The sequence below is a fragment of the Serratia sp. CY76391 genome, from assembly GCF_052166695.1.
GTDB classification, from domain to species: domain Bacteria; phylum Pseudomonadota; class Gammaproteobacteria; order Enterobacterales; family Enterobacteriaceae; genus Serratia; species Serratia nematodiphila.
The window spans coordinates 1-1247 of the sequence record NZ_JBJNOJ010000027.1 but is presented as its reverse complement, the minus strand read 5'-3'; the positions used below and the strand labels follow the sequence as shown (position 1 = coordinate 1247).

Annotated in this window: 1 rRNA gene; it reads right to left on the bottom strand. The window is 52.4% G+C overall.

Features of this window, described 5'->3' with window-relative positions:
• Positions 1-68 precede the first annotated feature (68 nt).
• A 23S ribosomal RNA gene (locus ACJ8PN_RS25540) occupies positions 69-1247 on the bottom strand; the annotation flags it as partial.

The following is a 1247-nucleotide window of genomic DNA, read 5'->3' as shown; positions in this document are numbered from 1 at the left end:
TCGTGTCGCCATCAGAACCAATCTCGGAACTTCGCTGAAAATCTCTCTAAAAACACCTTCGGTGTTGTAAGGTTAAGCCTCACGGATCATTAGTACTGGTTAGCTCAATGCATCGCTGCACTTACACACCCAGCCTATCAACGTCTTAGTCTTAAACGTTCCTTCAGGGGCCTTAAAGGCCCAGGGAAGACTCATCTTGAGGCAAGTTTCGCGCTTAGATGCTTTCAGCGCTTATCTTTTCCGCACTTAGCTACCGGGCAATGCCATTGGCATGACAACCCGAACACCAGTGGTGCGTTCACTCCGGTCCTCTCGTACTAGGAGCAACCCCTCTCAATCTTCCAACGCCCACGGCAGATAGGGACCGAACTGTCTCACGACGTTCTAAACCCAGCTCGCGTACCACTTTAAATGGCGAACAGCCATACCCTTGGGACCTACTTCAGCCCCAGGATGTGATGAGCCGACATCGAGGTGCCAAACACCGCCGTCGATATGAACTCTTGGGCGGTATCAGCCTGTTATCCCCGGAGTACCTTTTATCCGTTGAGCGATGGCCCTTCCATTCAGAACCACCGGATCACTAAGACCTACTTTCGTACCTGCTCGAGCCGTCACTCTCGCAGTCAAGCTAGCTTATGCCTTTGCACTAACCTCACGATGTCCGACCGTGATTAGCTAACCTTCGTGCTCCTCCGTTACTCTTTGGGAGGAGACCGCCCCAGTCAAACTACCCACCAGACACTGTCCTCACCCCGGATTACGGGGCCGAGTTAGAACATCAAACATTAAAGGGTGGTATTTCAAGGATGGCTCCACGCAGACTGGCGTCCACGCTTCAAAGCCTCCCACCTATCCTACACATCAAGGCTCAATGTTCAGTGTCAAGCTATAGTAAAGGTTCACGGGGTCTTTCCGTCTTGCCGCGGGTACACTGCATCTTCACAGCGAGTTCAATTTCACTGAGTCTCGGGTGGAGACAGCCTGGCCATCATTACGCCATTCGTGCAGGTCGGAACTTACCCGACAAGGAATTTCGCTACCTTAGGACCGTTATAGTTACGGCCGCCGTTTACTGGGGCTTCGATCAAGAGCTTCGCCTTGCGGCTGACCCCATCAATTAACCTTCCAGCACCGGGCAGGCGTCACACCGTATACGTCCACTTTCGTGTTTGCACAGTGCTGTGTTTTTATTAAACAGTTGCAGCCAGCTGGTATCTTCGACTGGCTTCAGCTCCATCCGCGAG